The sequence below is a fragment of the Massilia norwichensis genome (assembly GCF_024753245.1).
Classification (GTDB): Bacteria; Pseudomonadota; Gammaproteobacteria; order Burkholderiales; family Burkholderiaceae_D; genus Telluria; species Telluria norwichensis.
The window spans coordinates 1-19,957 of the sequence record NZ_JANUGX010000025.1 but is presented as its reverse complement, the minus strand read 5'-3'; the positions used below and the strand labels follow the sequence as shown (position 1 = coordinate 19,957).

Here is a 19,957-nt window from a genome sequence, read left to right as displayed (position 1 = left end):
ATTAAACGCTCCAGAGAATTTGCACAGTCCAGGCCGCGCAGCCGAGCAGCCACAGCAGCGTGAGAGTCTGCAGGGTCAGGCGGATGCCGACCGGTTTGATGTAGTCCATCCAGATGTCACGCACGCCGACCCACACGTGGTAGAACATGCCGAAGAAGGTCACCATGGTGAACAGCTTGAACCACTGGCGTGCGAACAGCCCGGCCCAGCCTTCGTAGGTGAAATTCTGACCGGTCAGGAAGGAGACCAGCAGGACGATGGTGAAGACCGCCATCAGGATCGCGGTCAGGCGCTGGGCCAGCCAGTCGCGCATGCCGTAGTGGGCACCGACGACCAGGCGGCGCTGGCCAATATTCTTTTTAGTATTCGTACCTTGCATGATTAAAACACTCCGAACAGTTTGAGGGCGACCAGCAGGGTCAGCACCAGGCTGATGGTCAGCACCCAGCGCGCGGTGCGCTGCGAATCGTCCTTGTCCAGGGCGATGTGGTTGTCCATGAACAGGTGGCGCACGCCGGCGGTGAAGTGGTGCAGGTATGCCCACGACAGGCCGAGGATGATGATCTTGGTGAACGGGTGGCTGACGACGCCCGCGAAGTGCGCGAACGAGATTTCCGAACGCAGGCTTTCCTGGAGCAGCCAGAGCAGGAACGGCAGGAACAGGAACAGGCCGGCGCCGCTGACGCGGTGCAGGATCGAGACAATCGCCGACGGCGGCTGTTTGTAGTAACCCCGGTAAGTAATGTCGCCAAAATCGACGTTACGGATGACCGGTCGGCCCTTTTTTTGAGCCTCTCTCACGGCTTCGGACATGCAACACCTCCCTCAAATACTCTAAATTGTTCAACCCAGACTCATCGATTTTGCGACCTGCTCGGAGCCGTTTCCGGACTCCGGGAGAACGTCGACCGGGCTTCGTCTTCGCTTTCCCAAAACCAATCCATTTTACTCGCACAATGCGAATCCTGCACCAGCATAGAGCTTGTACAAAAACTATTCAGGACAATTCGTTCTGGTAATGGAACGACGAGGTCAGATACAAACCCCGCCGCAATTCCACCGCCTTGTCTCCATAGGTGAAAGAGACCCGGTCCGCGCACAGCAGCGGCGTTCCCTCGGGCACTTTCAGGTATTCGGCCGCGCTCGCATCCGCGGCCACCGCGCGGATCTTTTCGGTCGCGCGGATCATGCGGGTGCCGAACTCCGATTCGAACAGGCCGTACATCGGCCCCTTGTATTCCGCCAGGCGCTCCGCCGTCAGTCCCTTGAACAACTGCCCCGGCAGCCACAGCTCTTCCAGGATCGTCGGCACGCCGTCGAAGGACATCACGCGCTTGATATACACCACCGCATCGCCCGACTTCAGGTCGAGCAGGCGCGCCACCTCGGCGGCGGCACGGATGCGCTTGACCTCGACGTACTGGTGATCGGGATGCTGGGACACGCCCTCGTCGGGCATCAGCTTCAGGAAGCGGAAGTGGGCGCGCGCCTCGTTGTGGGTGGCGACAAACGTCCCCTTCCCCTGGCGCCGCACCACGAGGTTCTCGGCCGCGAGCTCGTCGATCGCCTTGCGCACCGTGCCCTGGCTGACCTTGTAGCGGCCGGCCAGCTCGACTTCGGAGGGGATGAGTTCGCCCGGCTTCCACTCACCGGACTGCAGGCTCTGGGTAATCAGGGCCTTGATCTGCTGGTACAGCGGCGAAAACGTGGGGGAAGATCCAGTTCCGGAGGCAGCGTTGCCGGCGCCGCCCGCGTTGCTGTTTGGGGCGCCATTGCTGTTCGGATTGGACGGGACCTGGTTCATAGACCACGATTTTTTCATAAATCCCCCTCTGCGTCCAGTGCGTCCAGGGAAAGATTATGTGTCTTATATAAGACATATGATATGAATTGACAGATGGAATACCCGAGGACTACACTCCCGGTCGATCGCTATCGGCCAAACGCCCCGAAACCCGGATGCGCTTTTGGTATGATTGCATTTTCCCCGAACCCCTTTGGAGATTCATCATGGCTAAAACCCCAATGCGCGTCGCTGTGACCGGCGCGGCCGGCCAGATCGGCTATTCCCTGCTGTTCCGCATCGCCAACGGCGACATGCTGGGCAAGGACCAGCCCGTCATCCTGCAGCTGCTCGAGATCGACAACGAGAAAGCACAGAAGGCGCTCAAGGGCGTCATGATGGAGATCGACGACTGCGCATTCCCGCTGCTGGCCGGCATGACCGCACACAGCGACCCGATGACCGCCTTCAAGGATGCCGACGTCGCCCTGCTGGTCGGCGCCCGTCCGCGCGGTCCTGGCATGGAACGCAAGGACCTGCTGGAAGCCAACGCTCAGATCTTCACCGTGCAGGGCAAGGCCCTGGACGCCGTCGCGTCGCGTAACGTCAAAGTGCTGGTGGTCGGCAACCCGGCCAACACCAACGCCTACATCGCCATGAAGTCGGCCCCGAACCTGCCGGCCAAGAACTTCACCGCCATGCTGCGCCTGGACCACAACCGCGCCCTGTCGCAGGTTGCCGCCAAGACCGGCAAGCCGGTCGGTTCGATCGAAAAGATGGTCGTGTGGGGCAACCACTCGCCGACCATGTACGCCGACTACCGCTTCGCCACCGCCGATGGCCAGTCCGTCAAGGATCTGATCAACGACGACGTCTGGAACCGCGACACCTTCCTGCCGACCGTCGGCAAGCGCGGCGCAGCGATCATCGACGCCCGCGGCGCCTCGTCGGCAGCCTCGGCCGCCAACGCAGCGATCGACCACGTGCGCGACTGGATCCTGGGCACCAACGGCAAGTGGACCACCATGGGCATCCCGTCGGACGGTTCGTACGGCATCCCGGAAGGCACCATGTTCGGCTTCCCGGTGACCACCGAAAACGGCGAGTACACCATCGTGCAGGGCCTGGACATCGACCAGTTCTCGCAAGAGCGCATCAATGTCACCCTGAACGAACTGAACGAAGAGAAGGCTGGCGTCGCTCACCTGCTGGGCCAGTAATTTCGAAAATCGTCGTCCCCGCGCAGGCGGGGACCCAAGTTCTGCGTGCGTTTCGTTAGCGCCTGCCAAACTTGGGTCCCCGCCTTCGCGGGGACGACGGGTTATATACCGTATCTGACATGCACCCCTCCGAGGTTTTATTCCAGGGCCAACGCCAGCCGCTGCTGCTCCCTGCCTGCGACCATTACGCCGGCAGCGAGAAGCTGATGCGCAAATCGATGGCCCTGCAACAAGAGCTTGGCCCGGTTTTCGACATCACCTTCGACTGCGAGGACGGCGCCAGCGCCGGCAACGAGCGTGAACATGCCCAGCTGGTCGCCAGCCTGCTGAACGACGAAGGCAATCGCTTCGGACGCATCGGCGCGCGCCTGCACGACGTCGGCAGCGCGCATTTCGCGCACGATGTCGGGATCATCGTCGGCAACGCCGCCTCGAAGCTGGCCTATGTGGTGCTGCCGAAGCCGAACGGCGTGGCCGATGTGCTGCGTGCGCAACAGCTCGTCAACGCCATCGCCGAGAAGGCTGGACGCCCCGCGGACAAGCCGATCCCGCTGCACGTGCTGATCGAGACCCATGGCGCGCTGCACGACGCCTATGCGATCGCCGCCCTGCCCCAGGTCGAATGCTTGTCCTTCGGCATCATGGATTTCGTATCGAGCCATTACGGCGCGATCCCCGGCGCCGCGATGCGTACGCCGGGACAATTTACCCATCCGTTGGTAGTACGAGCGAAGCTGGAGATGGTTGCGGCATGTCATGCGCACGATAAGGTCCCTTCGCATAATGTGACGACCGATATCAAGGACAGCGCGGTTGTCGCCAATGACGCCACCCGCGCCGCCGGCGAGTTCGGCTTCACGCGCATGTGGAGCATCCACCCTGACCAGATCAAGCCGATCGTCAAGGCCTTCACCCCGCGCGTGTCGGAAGTGAACGAAGCAACAAACATCCTGCTCGAAGCGATGGCAGCAGATTGGGGCCCGATTGCCCAGCATGGCCGCTTGCACGACCGCGCCAGCTACCGATATTATTGGACGGTGTTGCAGCGCGCGAAGCTGGCCGGCCTTGCGCTGCCAGATGCCGCGGCGGCACTCGTCAACCAACCGGAATCCATCTGATGGCCATCACCCTGAAATCACCCGCCGCCTGCGCGCTTGCGGCCGCATTCGCGCTCGCGGCCGCCGCCCTTTGCGCGCCCGCATCCGCAGCCGACAAGGACCACGAAACGCACCCGAAAGCGACCAAGGTCCTGAAAGAAAAAGAAAAGGCCAAGTCGAAAAAGGCCAAGAAAGAAGAACCCAAGCAGGAAGTGCTCGCGGACGAGCCGGAACCGGATATCACCGATACCGTGGTCGCCGATTACGCGTGCGAGCTGAACAACAAGGTCACCATCTACACCAACGAGAAGGACAGTGGCCACATCGCATTGCGCTGGAAGAACCGCCTGCACCGCCTCGAGCGCGTGGGCACCACCACCGGCGCCTTGCGTTTCGAGAACACGAAGTTCGGCCTGATCTGGATCGGCATCCCGAGCAAGGGCATCCTGCTCGACTCGAAGCAGAACCGCCAGTTGGCCAACGAATGCAAGAACGCCGAACAGGCCAAGCCGCTGGTGGCGGCCGCCCCTTCGCAACAGAAAAGCTGACGCTTTAAGTAGTTAACAAAATCCTCTTTTGAAGGAGAATTCATGTCTCACAACACGCTGAATACGCTCAAGGAATTCCCGCTGCTCGCGGGCCAGACCGGCCAGTTCTACTCGCTGCCGGCGCTGGGCGAAGCCCTGGGCGTGAACCTGTCGCGCCTGCCGGTGTCGATCCGTATCGTTCTGGAGTCCGTGCTGCGCAACTGCGACGGCAAGAAGGTCACCGAAGAACACATCCGCCAGCTGGCGAACTGGGGCCCGACCGCCCAGCGTACCGACGAGATCCCGTTCGTCGTCGCCCGCGTCGTGCTGCAAGACTTTACCGGCGTGCCGCTGCTGGCCGACCTGGCCGCAATGCGTAACGTCGCCGCCAAGATGGGCGCGAACGCCAAGAAGATCGAGCCGCTGGTGCCGGTCGACCTGGTGGTCGACCACTCGGTCACCATCGACCACTTCCGCACCCCGGACGCGCTCGACCTGAACATGAAGATCGAGTTCCAGCGCAATAACGAGCGCTACCAGTTCATGAAGTGGGGCATGCAGGCATTCGACACCTTCGGCGTCGTGCCGCCGGGCTTCGGCATCGTCCACCAGGTCAACCTCGAGTACCTGGCGCGCGGCGTCATGAAGAACGGTTCGATGTACTACCCGGACACCCTGGTCGGCACCGACTCGCACACCACCATGATCAACGGCGTCGGCGTCGTCGGCTGGGGCGTGGGCGGTATCGAAGCCGAGGCAGGCATGCTGGGCCAGCCGGTCTACTTCCTGACCCCGGACGTCATCGGCGTGAACCTGACCGGTGCGCTGCGCGAAGGCTGCACCGCGACCGACCTGGTGCTGACCATCACCGAAATGCTGCGTAAAGAGAAGGTCGTCGGCAAGTTCGTCGAATTCTTCGGCGAAGGCACCGCCTCGCTGTCGACCACCGACCGCGCCACCATCGGCAACATGGCCCCGGAATACGGCGCGACCATGGGCTTCTTCCCGGTCGACGAAAAGACCGTCGACTACTTCCGCGGCACCGGCCGTACCGAAGAAGAACTGGCTGCCTTCGAAAACTACTTCAAGGCCCAGCAGCTGTTCGGCATCCCGCGCGAAGGCGAGATCGACTACACCCGCGTGGTGTCGCTCGACCTGTCGACCGTGACCCCGTCGCTGGCCGGCCCGAAGCGTCCGCAGGACCGTATCGAACTGGGCGCGATGAAGTCGACCTTCACCGACCTGTTCTCCAAGCCGACCACCGCCAACGGTTTCAACAAGTCGCCGGACGACCTGAACAAGGTCTACGAGACCACCAATGGCGTGCGCGTGAAGAACGGCGACATCCTGATCGCCGCCATCACCTCCTGCACCAACACCTCGAACCCGAGCGTGCTGCTGGCTGCCGGCCTGCTGGCCAAGAAGGCCGTCGAGAAGGGCCTGACCGTCGCTCCGCACATCAAGTCCTCGCTGGCTCCTGGCTCGCGCGTGGTCACCAACTACCTGGAAGCCGCCGGTCTGCTGCCTTACCTGACCCAGCTGGGCTTCGGCGTCACCGCTTACGGCTGCACCACCTGCATCGGTAACGCCGGCGACCTGACCCCGGAACTGAACGCGACGATCACCCAGAACGACATCATCGCCGCCGCAGTCCTGTCGGGCAACCGTAACTTCGAAGCGCGTATCCACCCGAACATCCGTTCGAACTTCCTGGCCTCGCCGCCGCTGGTCGTCGCCTACGCGATCGCCGGCAACGTCAACAAGGACCTGATGAACGAGCCGGTCGGCAAGAGCAAGGATGGCGTCGACGTCTACCTGGGCGACATCTGGCCGACTTCGCAGGAAGTCCAGGACCTGATGAAGTTCGCGATGAACTCGGAAGTCTTCAAGGCCAACTACGCCGACGTCAAGGGCAACCCGGGCGCGCTGTGGGAAGCCGTGTCGTCGACCTCGGGCCAGGTGTACGACTGGCCGGAATCAACCTACATCGCCGAGCCGCCGTTCTTCGCCGACTTCGAGATGACCCCGAAAGCAGCCGCCACCGGCGTCTCGGGCGCACGTGCCCTGGGCGTGTTCGGCGACTCGATCACCACCGACCACATCTCCCCGGCCGGTTCGATCAAGGAAGACGGTCCGGCAGGTAAATACCTGAAAGAGCACGGCGTGCTCAAGGCCGACTTCAACTCCTACGGCTCGCGCCGCGGCAACCACGAGATCATGATGCGCGGTACCTTCGCGAACGTGCGCATCAAGAACAAGATGATCCCGCCGAAGGCCGACGGTTCCGCAGTCGAAGGCGGCATCACCATCCACCAGCCGAGCGGCGAACAGATGTCGATCTACGACGCAGGTATGAAGTACATCGCGGAAGGCACCCCGACGATGATCTTCGCCGGCGAAGAGTACGGCACCGGCTCCTCGCGCGACTGGGCTGCCAAGGGCACCCAGCTGCTGGGCGTGAAGGCCGTGATCGCCCGTTCGTTCGAGCGTATCCACCGTTCCAACCTGGTTGGCATGGGCGTGCTGCCGCTGCAGTTCATCGGCGACGACAGCGTCGAGTCGCTGGGCATCACCGGCAACGAGACCTATGACCTGAAGGGCCTGGAAGGCGAGATCCGTCCGCAGATGCAGGCAACCCTGGTGATCCACCGCGCCGACGGCTCGGTCAAGGAAACCCAGGTCCTGCTGCGCATCGACACCCCGATCGAAGTCGACTACTACAAGCATGGCGGCATCCTGCCGTTCGTGCTGCGCCAGCTGCTGGCTGCATAAGCTGAACAGCTAACGCAAAAAAGGCCGGAACCCGCAAAGGTTCCGGCCTTTTTTCCTTTCAACCTCCCCTCGCCCACCGCATGACCGATCACCGCCCCACTCCCTACGTGTACGGCCTGGACCTCGTCCGCTTCCTGTGCACCCTCATGGTCTGCGCATTCCACCTTACCTGGCACAATCCGCAGATGGTGTCGACCATGCCCTTCGGCTGGATCGGGGTGCAGATCTTCTTCGTGATCTCGGGCGTCGTCATCGCCAACTCCGCCGCCCGGGCCACGCCCCTGCAATTCCTGAGAAGCCGCTTCCTGCGCCTGTATCCGGCCGCGTGGCTGGCCGCCATCGTCAACTTCGGCCTCCTGCTGGCGGTGCCGGTGGCGACATTCGGTGCGGTGGGCGTGTGGGTCGATCCTTCGCTCAAGGGCCTGGCGTTTTCGCTGGCCCTGCTCGGCAATACCTTCCTGACCAGCGCCTACTGGACGCTGCCGATCGAACTGGCCTTCTATGCGCTGATCCTGCTGTCCATCGTGGGCGGCGGCGCAAGGCGCTTCGTGGCGGTGGCGCGGCTGCTGGTCGTCGCCAGCCTGCCGTATGTGGTGTTCCTGTTCGCCGCCACGCGCAGCGCCGGCGCCCTCGGCTGGTTCGACTTCGGCTACGGGCCGAAGAACATGCTGCTGCTGCGCCACGGGATCTATTTCGCGACCGGGATGTACTTCTGGCTGCTGAACAGCCGGCACCGGCTCGCCGGCATCGACTGGCTGCTGCTGGCGCTGGCGCTGGCCGGCGCCGGGCTGGAGATCCATACGCGCGCAGCCCAGATCGTGAGCAGCTATGCAGTGGGCGCGCATGGCCCGCTGAGCATCGGCTTCCTGGTGGCGGGCGCGCTGGCGATCTTCGCGGCCTGCACCTGCGCCATCTTCGTCGCGCTGCGGCATGCGCAGGCCTGGGTGCCGCCGGCACGGCTGGCTACCCTGGTGCGCACGCTGGGGCTGGTCACCTATCCCTTCTACCTGCTGCATGAAATCCTGGGCGGCTTCATGCTGCACGCCGGGCTGTCGCGCGGTCTGCCGCATGCGGCGGCGCTCGCGCTGGCGATGGCGGCCGTCGGCGTAGTAGCCTGGCTGATCGCACGGCATGGCGAACCGGTGCTGCGGCGCGCGATCGGCAATGCGTTCGGCGGGAATAAGGCCAGTGCGCGCGCAGGTGTGAAATTCTGAGGAAATTCGCACCGGAATAGTCGGTATCCTGCATGTTCACTATTGAATGCAGGATACCGACCATGAAGCTCCACCGTTTCGCTCCCGTCTTCAGCACGCTGCTGTTCGTCCTGTCCGCCTGCGGAGGCGGCGGTGGCGGTGACGCCAACCCACCCGGCCCTGTGATGCCACCGCCGCCGGTACAGACCATCCCACGCGGTATCAGCGTGCTGGCCGGTGCGATCGGCGGCGACGGCGATGCGGACGGCCCGGTCGGCCGCCTGCGCGAGCCGAAGGCGCTGGCCATCGACCGCGCCGGCGTGCTGTATGTGGGCGACTTCGGGCCCACCGTGCGCACCCTCACCATCGGGACCGGCGCCGATGCGACGCTCGGTACCTTCTGGAAGGGTGTCGGCTTGCCCGCAGAGGCCCAGGCGCCCGAGGCTCTGCTAGCCGACGGCGCCGGCAACCTGATCGGGATCCTCGGCAGGCGCATCGTGCGCATCGCGAAGGATGGCACGCAAACCACACTGGCGGGCAGCGATGCGGAGGGCAGCGCCGACGGCATGGGCGAGCAGGCCAGCTTTACCCTTCCGCGCGCGCTGGCGATCGACAGTGCGGGCCTGATCTGGGTCGCCGACAGCCAGAAAATCCGCACCGTGAGCGCCAGCGGCGAGGTGCGCACCCATGCCGCGGCAACCCAGGCGCTGTCCGACGTCGCCGGCTACGAACATGGGCAGCCTTTCTATCTCGGCTACTCCGCGACCGGCCTTGCCTTCGACAAGGCCGGCAACCTCGTGATCGCGGTCGGCGGTGCCAAGGTGCGCAAGCTGACGCCGGCCGGCGCCAGGCTCGACACCTCGCTGAGCGCCGGCACCGCCATCGCCGTGGACCGCGACGGCAATCTCTACGGCTTCGAGCAGTGCACGCTGTACAAGGCCGACGCCGCCGGCCAGGTCAGCGTGCTGGCCGGTTCGCCCAGCCGCCGCGGTGCGCTGGACGGCGCCGGCGTCGACGCCAGCTTCGGCAGCGAATCCGGCTGCGATGGCCGCATCGTGACCGATGGCGCGGGCAATGTGTTCCTGACCGATATGGCCAATCGGGTCGTGCGCAAGATCGGCCCGGGCGGCGCCGTCAGCACCGTGGCCGGCAAGGCTGCGCAGCGCGGCATGGTCGATGGCACGGGCAGCGCCGCGCGCTTCACCGACGGCGCCAACCAGCTGACCTTCGACGGCAAGGACACGCTCTACCTGGTCCAGCAAAACAAGGTCCGCAAAATCACCCGCGCCGGCGTGGTGACGACCCTGAACCTGCCCGACAAGGACGCCGGCCAGAACCCGATCACCTGGTTCACCGGCGGCATGGCATACCAGGGCAGCCTGGTCGGCGTGGCCAATCGGGTGGTCTACCTGGCCGACGAAAACGGCAGCCTGCGGGTGCTGGCCGGCTCCGCGAACGCGCCGCGCCAGACCGACGGCGCCGCTGCCCAGGCCGGCTTCGACACCATCTGCGGCGTCACCCGCGACGGCGCCGGTAACTTCTACCTGCTCGACTGCTACGAGCACCGCGCCAACCCGACGGACGTGTTCCCGGACTGGCTGGAAAACCGCATCCGCAAGGTGAGCGCGGGTGGCGTCGTCAGCACCGTGTACAGCGTGCCCCACGAAGACAGCGTCGGCCAGCCCTGGTCCATCGTCGCGGACAGACAGGGCAATGTGTTTGCCGGCCCCGCCAACAGCAGCGTGGTCAGGATCGCGGCCGGCGGCGGCGTCACGGTGATCCGCGCCGATGTGCCCTACCTCAACTGGCTCGCCGTGGACCCGGGCGGCAACCTGTTTCTGGCCAGCGCCTATCTGCAGCCGGCCGTCGTGCAGAAGCTGGGGCCGGACGGCAAGGTCCAGCTGGTCGCGGGACGCCGCGACCAGTTCGGACTGATCACCGGCGCCCTGCCGGGCAGCCTGAATCTGATGAGCGGGATGGCCGTGGATGACCAGGGGGCGATCTATGTGATGACGGAGAATGCAGTCGTGCGGATCGTGCAGTAGCGGGGGCGCCTGCGACGAAGGTTCAGGTCTCGGCCCACTGCCGCAGCAGGTTGTGATAATGCCCGGTCAGTCCGACCAGCTCCGGGCCGTCGCCGTGCCTGGCGCGCAAGGCCTGGATGTTGGTATCCAGCTCGTACAGCATGGCGCGCTTCCAGTCGTCGCGCACCATGCTCTGCACCCACAGGAAAGACGCGATACGCTCGCCGGACGTGACGGGCCGCACCTCGTGGATGCTGGTGGCCGGGTAGACGATCGCATCGCCGGCCGGCAGCTTGACCTCGTGGGTGCCGTAGGAATCGATCACGGTCAGCTCGCCGCCTTCGTATTCCTCGGGCTCGGACAGGAACACGGTGCAGGACACGTCGGTGCGCAGCGCCGGGCCGCCGCGCTGGGCGCGGATGGCGCCGTCGACGTGCGGCCCGTAATGCTCGCCGCCCGCGTAGCTGTTGAAGAAAGGCGGCAGGATGCGCAGCGGCAGCGCGCTCGAAAAGAACAGCGGATTGGCCATCAGCGCGCTGCTCACGAGCTGGCCCAACTCCAGCGCCAGCGGCGATCCTTCCGCCAGCTGGCGGTTGCGCTTGACCTGGGCGCCCTGGCTGCCGACGCTGGCGCGGCCGTCCACCCAGTCGGTGGCCGCCAGGCGCTCGCGCATGGTCTTCACCTGCGCCGGCGTGAGCACGCCGGGAATATGCAGCATCATGAGGAATGCCTTAGAACTTGAAGTTGGCCGTCAGCGTCGCCGAGCGGCCCGGCGCCACGCCCGCGTAGTGCGGCGAGGAGACCTTGTCGAAGTACAGCTTGTCGGTCAGGTTCTGCAGGTTCAGCTGCAGGCTGATGTCCTGGTTCAGGGCATAGCTGGCCATCGCATCGAAGCGGGCATAGCCCGGCACCCACTTGTTGTTGTTGACGTTGGCGTAGACCTTCGACATCGCGCTCACGCCGAAGCCGGCGGTGAAGGCCTTGGTGAAGGCATAGCTGGTCCACAGCGAGGCGCTGTTCTTCGGCGTGGTCGGGAAGCGGTTGCCGTTGAAGGGCGACGGCGACCAGACCGGGTTGGCCGTGGTGCCGGTGTTGGCGTAGCCGTTGTCCGCGACTTCCGCGTCCAGCCAGGTGTAGCCGCCGAACACGGTCCAGGCAGTGGACAGCTTGCCCGAGAAGCCGAGCTCCACGCCCTGGACTTCCTTGCGGCCGACGTTCTGGGTGGTGCCGTCCGGTGCCGTCACGCGGGCATTGTTCATGGTGCTCTTGAACAGCGCGCCGGTCACGGACAGGCGGCCGCCCGGCAGCAGGTCCCACTTGGTGCCCAGCTCGATGTTGCGGCTGCGCTGGGGCTGCAGGTTCTGCACCGCCACGGTCAAGCCATCGAGGCCGTCGCCGCCGTCGTTGCCCGGCGGGGTCGCCGAGCTGGCCCAGGACAGGTAGATGCTGCCGTTTTTGCTCGGCTTGTAGACCAGGCCGGCCTGGCTGCTGACGAAGTCGGTGTCGACCCTGGCGCGCACCGCGGCCGTGGTGGCGGTCGGCAGCGTGTCCAGCGTGGTCTGGAAGTCATCCCAGCGCACGCCCAGGTTCAGCAGCCATTGCGGGTTGATCTCGATGGTGTCGAAGGCGTAGACAGCCTTGGTCCTGGTGTTCACATGCGTCAGCGCGCCCGACAGCGTACGGCTGTATACCCACGGATCGTAGGGGTTCGGATTGACCAGGGTGGTGCAGTTGTACAGCGTCGCCGCACCCGAGGTCGGGCAGGTGAAGGTGTTGGTCAGCGGGTTGTTGGTACCCGGGGTGAAGACGTAGCTGCCGCGGTCGGTGGTCTCGCGGTCGAATTCGACGCCGGCATTGAAGGTATGCTGCAGGCCGAAGGTACTCAGTTCGCCGCTCAGGCTGGTGACGTTGGCGAAGGTGCGGGTCTCGGTGGCACGCGTGTTGGCGCGGCGCCAGACGGTGCCGTAGAGGACGGTGTTGCCCTTCGAATCGTCGGGCTGGGTCCAGACGTAGTCGTTGTTCGACTTGCCGTAGCGGGTCACGTTGCGCAGGGCTAAGCTGTGACCCGGCGTCGAGGAGAATTCATGGCGCAGGTCGATCGTGCCGACGTCGCTCCTGGTATCGCGGAAGTCGCGGTTGGCCAGGCCGTAGAAGGTCTCGCGGTCGACCGCGAACGGGGTGCCGTTGCCGTTCTTCGGCAGATCCTTGCCGCTCGTGATCGGGTTGTTGAAAGGGATGCCGGTATCCGGGATCTCGTGCGACGTCAGGTGGTACAGGCTGATAATGGCGCGGTCCGGGCCGGTGAGGCCGAAGGTCACGGTCGGCGCCACGCCCCAGCGATTGCCACCCACCACCTTGCGGCCGGCGACGTCGTTCTCGTGCGCCATCACGTTCAGGCGGAAGGCGCTGTTGCTGCCGATATTGCGGTTCACATCGCCGGTGATGCGCTTGTACTTGTCGCTGCCGATACCGACCGAGGCCTGGTTGAAGTCGTAGGCCTGGGCGCTCTTGCTGACCAGGTTGACGCCGCCGCCGGCCGAGGAACGGCCGCCGTAGGCCGAGTTCGGGCCCTTCACCACTTCGACCTGCTCGAGGTTGAAGATCTCGCGCGACTGCGAACCGGCGTCGCGGATGCCGTCGATATAGGTATCGGTCTGGGCGTTGTAACCACGGATGAAGAGATTGTCGCCGACCGGGTTGCCGCCCTCGCCCGCGCCGATGGTAATGCCCGGCACGGTGCGCAGCGCATCCGTCAGCGACACCGCGCCGGTCTGGGCGATCGTATCGGCGGTCACCACGGTCACCGACTTCGGGGTGTCCAGCAGCGGTGCGGTGAACTTGTCGTTGTTCGAGACCGGGCCGACCGGGGCACTTGCGCCCGACACCTGCACGGTCGGGATGCTCTGGTCGATGATGTTGTCCGGGGCCGCGTGGGCGGCCGGCATGACGAGGGTGGCCAGCATCGTCAGCGCCAGCGCCGGCGCCGGACGCATCGCGGGGGACTGCGGGGCGTGCTTGCGGCTCTTGATGAAGGATGCTTGCTGTTTGTTGTTATTCGTCATGGGGTCGGACAGCAGAAAAGATAATGAGAACGATTCGCATTATGATTCCTGTTGAGCTTTTTAGCAAGCGCGCGCTTGCCCCGACTTGCCATGCGTCACAGGCATGTGGCCGAATCAACTACAATACCGTGGATAAGGGTTTATCATGGTCCCTTGGGCCATCGTTCCACATTCAATCAACTACTATGCGTCGCTCCTCCAAAGACTCACCCAAACTATCGGCAGAAAGCCAGCGTCTAGTCAGCATCAGCCAAGCCATCGTGCAGGCCGCCAGCCGCGTTGAAGAACGGACCTGGGAGCGCAATCTCGACTCGCAGCTGCAGAAGCTGCTGAAGACCAACCACCAGGACAGCATCGACGCCGCCTTGAACGTCCTGTTCAAGGGCGACCTCGCCGTCTACGACGTGCTGATGGATGGCGTCGAAGCCGTCAGCGAATCCTCGACCATGACCGAGCAGGGTGCCGACGGCGCCGACGTCACCTGGCAGGCCCTGCTGGTGGCCGCGCCGGTGCTGGCCTGGACCCGCTTCTCGATCGCTTCCGGCACCGTCCCGAACGAGGTCGTCAGCACGCTGTCGGCCCACTTCTCGGCCCACCTGCTGGCCGACGGCGCCCGCATGGCGATGGCGCCGACCCTGTATTCGCTCGACCAGCTGCCGCGCACCCACGCCGAAACCTATGGCCTGACCCACAAGCTGGCCCAGGCCGCGCACAAGGGCAGCGGCGGCCTGAAGCCGGCCGCGCCGGGCCCGGACGCCTCGCAGTTCCTGGCCGATACCCGCTACCTGCTGGTGGCCGTGATCGCCCCGGTCGGCGCGCCGCTGTTCCGCTGGCAGGAACCGCAGCACCACGTCAACTTCGAAGCCGTACGCGAGGCCGCGCTCGAGCAATGGCGCGCCCAGGCCGGCCCCAGCATCGCGCGCCTGCTGCCGGGCTGCGGCACCGAACTGCTGCTGCCGGAAGCCTATTACGTGGCCTGCCGCGAGGCGGACAAGCTGATCCGCCCGGTGTCGGTGCGCGCCGCCGTGCACTACCTGACCTACACGCTGGGCGTCGAGCCGGGCGACCTGCGCGCCGTGATCGCCGGCTTCGGCGACGAGATCAACGACAGCCAGGTCGACGAATACCGTGTCGGCTTCACGCTGCGCCAGTCCGCGGAAGTGGTGTACGGCATCGTCTGGCCGCTGTACGGCCAGGAAGACGAGGATGGCACGCCGATGGAAGGCCCGGTACACGGCGCCCGTCCGCTGTCGCCGATGGACGACATCGTCAAGCACCTGAACGAGATGGGCATCGCCCACGTCAAGCGCATCGCCGAACGCTATGTCGCGGAATACTGCGACGACTGCGGCGCCCCGCTGTTCGCCGACCCGAGCGGCGAACTGGTACATGCCGAGATGCCGGAAGATACGCCGGCGGGCAACGAGCACTTCCACTGAGTCTCGTTTCCCTGCACACGAAGCCCGGCATTGTCCGGGCTTTTTTTTCTTGCACCTTGCGCACACCGCTGCTACATTTTCGTTAACACGTTAACGAATCGAGGGCGGCATGGACAACGAAGCGGTCTCCATCACCACGGCCGACGGCGGCAGCATCGCGGCGCGGCTGTTCCCGGCGGCAGAGGCGCGCGCGCTGGTGCTGCTGCATCCGGCCACCGCCGTCACCCAGGGTTATTACGAACACTTCGCGCGCTGGCTGGCGGGACTCGGCCTGCACGTGCTGACCTACGACTACCGCGGCACCGGCGCCTCGCGCGGCGCCAGCCTGCATGCCTGCACGGTCACGATGGCCGACTGGATGAACGAGGACGTCGGCGCCGTCACGCGCTGGGCCGCCGAACGCTTTCCCGCACTGCCCCTGCTGGCCGTCGGCCACAGCGTGGGCGGCCACGCGATCGCCCTGTCCGAGGACAGCGAACGCCTGCGCGCGGCGGTGCTGGTGGCGTCCCACGCCGGCACCAGCCGGCTGATCCAGGGCAGGCGCGAACGGCTGCGCGTGCGCTTCGTGATGCGGGTCCTCACGCCGCTGCTGTGCGCCCTGTTCGGCTACATGCCGGGACGCCGCATCGGCCTCGGCGAAGACCTGCCGGCCTCGGTAATGCGCCAGTGGAGCCGCTGGACCAGCCGGCCGCGCTACTTCTTCGACGACCCGACCATGCATGCCGAGCGCCGCATGCGGCGCCAGCGCCTGCCGCTGCTGGTGTTGGGCTTCGACGACGATCCCTGGGCCAATCCGGACGCAATCGGCATGCTGGTGGCGCCGCTGGCCAACGCCCGCGTCGAGCGCCGGCAGATCGCACCGAAGGATGCTGGAGTGCCGGCGATCGGCCACATGGGATTCTTCCGCAAGCGCTGCGCCGCCGTGCTGTGGCCGCAGATCGGCGACTGGCTGCTGGAGCGCGCGGCATGAAGCAGCCGCGCTTCGTCTTCCTGCTGAACCGCGCCCAGCGCATCCTGCAGCGCTGGGTCGAGAACCACCCGCACGGATGGGACGGCATCAGCTCGGCCCAGGCCGGCGTGCTGTTCCTGCTGGCCTCGCGCGGCAGCGCCACCATCGGCGAGATCGCCGCCGAGCTGAAGGCCTCGCCGGCGGCCGTCACCAATTTATCCAAGCGCATGCAGGCGGCGGGCCTGGTCGAGCGCTTCGCCGACGAGATGGATGCCAGGCTGACGCGACTGCGCGCGACGCCCGCCGGCGAGCAGGCGGCAAGCGGTGCGCGCCTGGCGCTGGCCGGGCTGAACGAGCGCATCACGCGCGGGTTTTCGGATGCGGAGCTGGCGGTCGTGGCGCGCTGGTTGGAGCAGGTGGCGGAACTGGAAGAATAGGCTTATCGTCATCCCCGCGCAGGCGGGGATCCATGCGTCGCGTCATCAGTGCCTCAGCATGGATTCCCGCTTTCGCGGGAATGACGGTAATGTGCGACCGCCGCGCGGGATTCGGGATCGGCACCGAAGGCATCGGGGCCGAAGGTCGGAAACGGGTCTGGCATGGCGGGCACCTCTCGCTGAGGATCACGCCCGCCAATCTACCTTACTTTTGCTTGATGGCGGCGATCACGCGCTTGGCAAACTCGGCGGTATTGCCGGCATGCCAGCGCCACACGATCACCAGGTCGTGCTCGGGCGAGACCACGATGTCGTTGCTGCCCGCGCCCAACGCGGCGTAGGCGGTGGCCGGCAGTCCCGGCAGGTTCTTGCCCTTGGTGTTGAGCCACCACAGGTAGCCGTAGTCCGGCCCGTGTTCGCTCGGGCTCAGCGCTGCCTTCACGTAATCCGGCGGCAGGATCTGGCGGCCGTTCCAGGCACCACCCCGCAGCCACAGGTAGCCGAAGCGGGCCATGTCCCAAGAGTTGATCCACATGCCGCCGCCCCAGCGCGTGCCGCCGCTGACCGAAGGCATGAGCTTGCCGTTGATGTCGACGTAGCTGTTGGTGTACGGCACCCATTTCCAGGTGTTCGAGGCGCCGATCGGGTCCATCACTTCCTGTTGAAAGACCTCGGGCACCGGCTTGCCGAACACACGCAGCAGCGACAGCGCGAAGCGGTTGATGCGCGCATCGTTGTATTCGTAATATGTCCCCGGCGCGCCGGTCTGGCGCGGCTTGCGCTCGCCGGCGCCGAAGGCTTCGCGGCCGATGAAATCGGCATTCTTGCCCCACATGCTGCCTTCCCACTCGGATTCCTGCTGCAGGTGGTGCTTCCAGGTGATGGCGGCGTTGTGCGGCGACGCGTAGCCGCCGTCCTGCACGAGCTGGACCACGGGCTGGTTCAGGTCGGGGATCTTGCCGTCGCGCACCGCCACGCCCGCCACCGTCGACAGCATGCTCTTGGCCACCGAATAGGTGGGATCGACGAAGTGCGTGTCGCCGAACTCCGCCACCACATAACCCTTGTAGATCACCACGCCATTGGTCGCGGCGCGCTTCGTCGGCAGCGAGCCGAGCGGCTGGCCGAAGGTCTGCTGCTGGTCCGAGAAATCCTTGGCGCGCTCGGTTTCGTGCGAACTGGCGTAGGCGATGGCTTCGGCCAGTTTGGCGGGGTCAAGGCCCAGCGCTGCCGGGTTCTTGTGTTCCCAGGAACCGGCAGGCGGGAAATAGGTTTTGGCGGAAGCTGCGGCCAATGCGGCCAGGGGAAGCGATAAGGCGAGTGCGAGAACGGTACGGCGAGCGATACGTGTCATGCCTGGTCTTTCCACTTGGAGTACGGCAGCCGGATCAGGCTGGAATTGTAGTAGCGCGGATCGCCCGTCACTTCCTGGCCGATCCAGTCGGGCTTCTCGAAGGCTTCGTCTTCGCTGCCGAGTTCGATCTCGGCCACCACCAGGCCGGCGTTCTCGCCCTGGAACTCGTCGACTTCCCAGGTGTGGCCCTGGTGATCGATGCGGTGGCGGACCTTCTCGACCAGCGGCTGTTCGCACAGGCGGTCCAGCAGTTCGGCCGCGTCCGGCACGGGAATCTCGTATTCCCACTCGCCGCGGGTGGCGCCCGTGCTCTTGCTCTTGATGGTGATGACGGCACGCTCGCCCTCGATGCGCACGCGCACGGTGCGCACCGGGTCGGACGTCAGGTAGCCCTGGCGCATCAGGGTCGGCTGGCCGAGCCCGCGCCAGCCGTCGCCGCTGGGGAGAAACTTCCGTTCGATTTCGACGCCCATGTTTCTCCCCCTCGTCTCAGTCGTCCAGCGACAGCAGGATCGGCTGCAGCATCGCCGCACCCAGCGCCGCGGAACGGGCGCCGTTCCAGCCGACGTGGGCGTCGGGCAGGTTGGCGTTGTCCTTGAACGGCATTTCCAGCGTCAGCGACAGGCATTTATAGGTGTGGCCGATGTACTTCGACGCCAGCGTCAGCAGCTCTTCGTTGTACTTCGAGGCCGCATAGCCGTAGACGTTCTGGAAGTCCGGGCTGGATGCCATGTAGCGCTCGATGAAGGCGTTCTGGGCAGCCAGGCGCTCCGGCGTGAAGTCGGTCAGCATCTCGCTGCCGGCCACGAAGTTGTAGGGCAGCGCTTCGTCGCCGTGGATGTCGAAGAACATGTCGACGCCGGTTTCCTCGATCTTGCGCTTCACGCACAGGACTTCCGGGCTGCGCTCGAGCGACGGGGTCATCCATTCGCGGTTCAGGTTGGCGCCGGCCGCGTTGGTGCGCAGGTTGCCGCGCACCGAGCCGTCCGGGTTCATGTTCGGCACGATGTAGAACGCGGCGCGCTGCAGCAGCTTGGTCGATACCGGGTTCGAATTGTCGAGCAGCGCATCCATCATGCCCTCGACGAACCATTCGGCCATCGTTTCGCCCGGGTGCTGGCGGGCGATGACCCAGATCTTCTTCTCGGCCTGCGGATTGCCGATCACCACCAGGTTCATGTCGCGGCCGTCGACCGTGGTGCCGATGTCGTGCACGCGCGCGACCGGGTTCTCGGCGACCTCGCCCAGCAGGCGCAGGTGGCGCTCCCAGGTGTAGGGCTCGAAATAGGCGTAGTAGATGCTGTCGAGTTCCGGCGTGTGCTTGATGGTCATCACCTGGCCGTCGAAGCTGGTCGGCACGCGGAACCAGTTCTCGGTGTCGTAGCTGGCGACCGCCTGGTAGCCCTCGAAGCCTTTCGGGTAGGTTGCCTGGCCGGCGTTCAGGAAGCGGATGGTGCAGGCCTGGCCGCGTGCGCCCTGCAGGCGGAAGTGGAACCACTGGTGGATGTCGGCGTGCGAATCCTTGCGCAGGTTCAGGTCGATCTTCTGGGCGCTTTCTGCGCTGACGACCTCGATGGCACCCGAGTCGAAAAGCTGGCTGATCTTGATGGACATGGTGTCTCCTTTCATGCGTCGAGGTCGATCAGGTCCTTGCTGTACGCGATCAGGATCTGGCGCATCAGTTCGACGTTGCTGCGGTCGAGGACCAGGGTCAGGTCCGGCTTGACGTCGAGGTTGAAGGTCATGCTGATCCTGCCCGGCAGGACCTTGCAGTTGACCGTGAACGCGCGCGGAATGTTCGGATGGTCCCAATCCCATTGCGTGATTTGCGGTCCCGGTGGCGGCGGCTGCAGGGTGGGATCCTGGTTGGGCGGCAGGTTCTTCAACAGGAAGAACACGATCGAGGCCGGGATGACAAACAGGGCATCATTCGCACCGTGCGCCGAAAACTTCGCCAACAACAGATTACCGACCCGGTCGCACGACATGGCCATGCTCTTGACTTGACGGATGACCGCAGATTTCACGACAACTCCTATGAGATTGGACAAAAAGGCGCAGCGATTCTACCGCATCCCATACCCGAATTGTGTGAAAGAA

At 65.1% G+C, this 19,957-nt stretch carries 18 protein-coding genes; 9 read left to right on the top strand and 9 right to left on the bottom strand.

Annotation, left to right across the window (positions count from 1 at the left end; all coding sequences use genetic code 11):
- Position 1: 1 nt before the first annotated feature.
- The 3 genes from sdhD to NX782_RS18875 all read right to left on the bottom strand — a co-directional run bounded on the left by sdhD (position 2) and on the right by NX782_RS18875 (position 1,804).
- On the bottom strand, positions 2–379 hold the full coding sequence (gene sdhD, locus NX782_RS18885; protein ID WP_258847029.1) for a succinate dehydrogenase, hydrophobic membrane anchor protein: 378 nt from the start codon (positions 377–379) through the stop codon (positions 2–4).
- 2 nt (positions 380–381) lie between these two features.
- On the bottom strand, positions 382–813 hold the full coding sequence (sdhC, locus tag NX782_RS18880; RefSeq protein WP_258847028.1) for a succinate dehydrogenase, cytochrome b556 subunit: 432 nt from the start codon (positions 811–813) through the stop codon (positions 382–384).
- A gap of 184 nt (positions 814–997) precedes the next feature.
- Positions 998–1,804, bottom strand: a complete 807-nt coding sequence (locus tag NX782_RS18875) for a GntR family transcriptional regulator (RefSeq protein ID WP_258847027.1) — start codon at positions 1,802–1,804, stop codon at positions 998–1,000.
- 206 nt (positions 1,805–2,010) lie between these two features.
- Between NX782_RS18875 and NX782_RS18870 the strand changes: the two genes are divergently transcribed.
- The 6 genes from NX782_RS18870 (at position 2,011) to NX782_RS18845 (ending at position 10,637) form a co-directional block, all read left to right on the top strand.
- The gene (locus tag NX782_RS18870) at positions 2,011–3,003 is read left to right on the top strand and encodes a malate dehydrogenase (protein WP_258847026.1); all 993 of its coding nucleotides are present in this window, start codon (positions 2,011–2,013) and stop codon (positions 3,001–3,003) included.
- A gap of 119 nt (positions 3,004–3,122) precedes the next feature.
- Positions 3,123–4,121: an HpcH/HpaI aldolase/citrate lyase family protein gene (locus NX782_RS18865; RefSeq protein WP_258847025.1), complete on the top strand. Its 999-nt coding sequence runs from the start codon at positions 3,123–3,125 to the stop codon at positions 4,119–4,121.
- Positions 4,121–4,648, top strand: a complete 528-nt coding sequence (locus tag NX782_RS18860; RefSeq protein WP_258847024.1) for a hypothetical protein — start codon at positions 4,121–4,123, stop codon at positions 4,646–4,648. Before NX782_RS18865 ends, NX782_RS18860 begins: the two co-directional genes overlap by 1 nt.
- Positions 4,649–4,690: 42 nt before the next feature.
- Positions 4,691–7,399: an aconitate hydratase AcnA gene (gene acnA / locus NX782_RS18855; RefSeq protein WP_258847023.1), complete on the top strand. Its 2,709-nt coding sequence runs from the start codon at positions 4,691–4,693 to the stop codon at positions 7,397–7,399.
- An 80-nt stretch (positions 7,400–7,479) separates the two neighbouring features.
- On the top strand, positions 7,480–8,613 hold the full coding sequence (locus NX782_RS18850) for an acyltransferase family protein (protein ID WP_258847022.1): 1,134 nt from the start codon (positions 7,480–7,482) through the stop codon (positions 8,611–8,613).
- Positions 8,614–8,675: 62 nt separating this feature from the next.
- Positions 8,676–10,637: an NHL repeat-containing protein gene (locus tag NX782_RS18845; RefSeq protein ID WP_258847021.1), complete on the top strand. Its 1,962-nt coding sequence runs from the start codon at positions 8,676–8,678 to the stop codon at positions 10,635–10,637.
- A 22-nt stretch (positions 10,638–10,659) separates the two neighbouring features.
- On the opposite strand, the gene NX782_RS18840 is transcribed toward NX782_RS18845, so the two are convergent.
- Positions 10,660–11,337, bottom strand: a complete 678-nt coding sequence (locus tag NX782_RS18840) for a Fe2+-dependent dioxygenase (protein WP_258847020.1) — start codon at positions 11,335–11,337, stop codon at positions 10,660–10,662.
- 10 nt (positions 11,338–11,347) lie between these two features.
- The gene (locus tag NX782_RS18835) at positions 11,348–13,678 is read right to left on the bottom strand and encodes a TonB-dependent receptor (RefSeq protein WP_258847019.1); all 2,331 of its coding nucleotides are present in this window, start codon (positions 13,676–13,678) and stop codon (positions 11,348–11,350) included.
- 185 nt (positions 13,679–13,863) lie between these two features.
- On the opposite strand from NX782_RS18835, the gene NX782_RS18830 reads away from it, so the two are divergent.
- The 3 genes from NX782_RS18830 (at position 13,864) to NX782_RS18820 (ending at position 16,503) form a co-directional block, all read left to right on the top strand.
- Positions 13,864–15,117 carry a DUF2863 family protein gene (locus tag NX782_RS18830; RefSeq protein WP_258847018.1) on the top strand — a complete coding sequence of 418 codons (1,254 nt, stop codon included), beginning with the start codon at positions 13,864–13,866 and terminating at the stop codon, positions 15,115–15,117.
- 109 nt (positions 15,118–15,226) lie between these two features.
- A complete protein-coding gene (locus NX782_RS18825) occupies positions 15,227–16,087 on the top strand; it encodes an alpha/beta hydrolase family protein (protein ID WP_258847017.1) in 861 nt (286 codons plus the stop codon).
- A complete protein-coding gene (locus NX782_RS18820; protein WP_258847016.1) occupies positions 16,084–16,503 on the top strand; it encodes a MarR family winged helix-turn-helix transcriptional regulator in 420 nt (139 codons plus the stop codon). Before NX782_RS18825 ends, NX782_RS18820 begins: the two co-directional genes overlap by 4 nt.
- A gap of 205 nt (positions 16,504–16,708) precedes the next feature.
- Here the strand turns inward: NX782_RS18820 and NX782_RS18815 are convergent, their stop codons facing one another.
- The 4 genes from NX782_RS18815 to NX782_RS18800 are packed head-to-tail and all read right to left on the bottom strand — an operon-like array spanning position 16,709 to position 19,884.
- Entirely contained in the window at positions 16,709–17,857 is a 1,149-nt protein-coding gene (locus tag NX782_RS18815; RefSeq protein WP_258847015.1) for a serine hydrolase domain-containing protein, read from the bottom strand.
- Entirely contained in the window at positions 17,854–18,330 is a 477-nt protein-coding gene (locus NX782_RS18810) for a CYTH domain-containing protein (protein WP_258847014.1), read from the bottom strand. The genes NX782_RS18815 and NX782_RS18810 overlap by 4 nt, the downstream gene beginning before the upstream one ends.
- Positions 18,331–18,346: 16 nt before the next feature.
- On the bottom strand, positions 18,347–19,471 hold the full coding sequence (locus tag NX782_RS18805) for a M14 family metallopeptidase (RefSeq protein WP_258847013.1): 1,125 nt from the start codon (positions 19,469–19,471) through the stop codon (positions 18,347–18,349).
- An 11-nt stretch (positions 19,472–19,482) separates the two neighbouring features.
- Positions 19,483–19,884, bottom strand: coding sequence for a hypothetical protein (locus tag NX782_RS18800; protein ID WP_258847012.1), 402 nt, complete (start codon positions 19,882–19,884; stop codon positions 19,483–19,485).
- Between the last annotated feature and the right edge of the window lie 73 nt (positions 19,885–19,957).

Bases quoted from the DNA above. Each gene is read 5' to 3' on its own strand.
- NX782_RS18830 (WP_258847018.1), top strand. From the start codon at position 13,864: ATGCGTCGCTCCTCCAAAGACTCACCCAAACTATCGGCAGAAAGCCAG.
- NX782_RS18820 (WP_258847016.1), top strand. From the start codon at position 16,084: ATGAAGCAGCCGCGCTTCGTCTTCCTGCTGAACCGCGCCCAGCGCATC.
- NX782_RS18840 (WP_258847020.1), bottom strand. From the start codon at position 11,337: ATGATGCTGCATATTCCCGGCGTGCTCACGCCGGCGCAGGTGAAGACC.
- sdhC (WP_258847028.1), bottom strand. From the start codon at position 813: ATGTCCGAAGCCGTGAGAGAGGCTCAAAAAAAGGGCCGACCGGTCATC.
- NX782_RS18850 (WP_258847022.1), top strand. From the start codon at position 7,480: ATGACCGATCACCGCCCCACTCCCTACGTGTACGGCCTGGACCTCGTC.
- NX782_RS18865 (WP_258847025.1), top strand. From the start codon at position 3,123: ATGCACCCCTCCGAGGTTTTATTCCAGGGCCAACGCCAGCCGCTGCTG.
- NX782_RS18860 (WP_258847024.1), top strand. From the start codon at position 4,121: ATGGCCATCACCCTGAAATCACCCGCCGCCTGCGCGCTTGCGGCCGCA.
- acnA (WP_258847023.1), top strand. From the start codon at position 4,691: ATGTCTCACAACACGCTGAATACGCTCAAGGAATTCCCGCTGCTCGCG.
- sdhD (WP_258847029.1), bottom strand. From the start codon at position 379: ATGCAAGGTACGAATACTAAAAAGAATATTGGCCAGCGCCGCCTGGTC.
- NX782_RS18870 (WP_258847026.1), top strand. From the start codon at position 2,011: ATGGCTAAAACCCCAATGCGCGTCGCTGTGACCGGCGCGGCCGGCCAG.
- NX782_RS18815 (WP_258847015.1), bottom strand. From the start codon at position 17,857: ATGACACGTATCGCTCGCCGTACCGTTCTCGCACTCGCCTTATCGCTT.
- NX782_RS18825 (WP_258847017.1), top strand. From the start codon at position 15,227: ATGGACAACGAAGCGGTCTCCATCACCACGGCCGACGGCGGCAGCATC.
- NX782_RS18805 (WP_258847013.1), bottom strand. From the start codon at position 19,471: ATGTCCATCAAGATCAGCCAGCTTTTCGACTCGGGTGCCATCGAGGTC.
- NX782_RS18845 (WP_258847021.1), top strand. From the start codon at position 8,676: ATGAAGCTCCACCGTTTCGCTCCCGTCTTCAGCACGCTGCTGTTCGTC.
- NX782_RS18835 (WP_258847019.1), bottom strand. From the start codon at position 13,678: ATGACGAATAACAACAAACAGCAAGCATCCTTCATCAAGAGCCGCAAG.
- NX782_RS18810 (WP_258847014.1), bottom strand. From the start codon at position 18,330: ATGGGCGTCGAAATCGAACGGAAGTTTCTCCCCAGCGGCGACGGCTGG.
- NX782_RS18875 (WP_258847027.1), bottom strand. From the start codon at position 1,804: ATGAACCAGGTCCCGTCCAATCCGAACAGCAATGGCGCCCCAAACAGC.